Source organism: Pseudomonas sp. B424 (assembly GCF_055408345.1).
The window spans coordinates 1-608 of sequence record NZ_JBUZTL010000079.1 but is presented as its reverse complement, the minus strand read 5'-3'; the positions used below and the strand labels follow the sequence as shown (position 1 = coordinate 608).

1 pseudogene is annotated in these 608 nt (G+C 59.5%); it reads left to right on the top strand.

Annotated elements, in window-relative coordinates:
* Window positions 1-302 precede the first annotated feature (302 nt).
* Window positions 303-608 (top strand): annotated as a pseudogene (locus ACZRMS_RS26310) (hypothetical protein); the annotation flags it as partial.

Below are 608 nucleotides of genomic sequence, written 5' to 3'. Positions count from 1 at the left end.
AGTTTTGCGGCGCTGTTGCCCTTGCTGCAAAGAATGAAATTAAGTCAGCGCCTTGGTCTGTCTCCGACGGATCTGTTGTGGGTCGCCAAACTCACTGAGCCCGCCACTGTCAGTCAGGAAACGCTCGCGGTGATCGCCGCCAAAGTCATTGCCGCCGCACACGGCTAACCCGGGAGAAACCGCTATGAACGAGAAACTACTGGCCGGTCTGAACGAATCCCGGTGTGATGCTCTGGTGCCTTAGTACCTCAAGCATGTGATCCCCCAACGAGGTCTGGGTACACTGGCGGACAAGATCACGACCGCCGAGGACCTGTACGAATACCTGCTTCAGTGGCCAGGAAGACAACCTCGGGCTGGCCGTCAGCCTGCCAGTAGAAGGCTTGCACGTTGACCTGGTGCGCGCCCCCGACCAGCTGCATGCCATTCTGGACCGTCTGCCGACCTATAAAGTGCTGTCGCTGGGCCTGGTCAACGGGCGCAGAGTGTGGCGCTGCGACCTGGAAACCGCCGGTATCAAAATCGTGCAAATCGACGAAGCGGCCTTCCGCGAAGGCTTGCCGTTGCGCCGTGCCCAATGGCAGGAATACCTGGACTGGGCGGTTGAA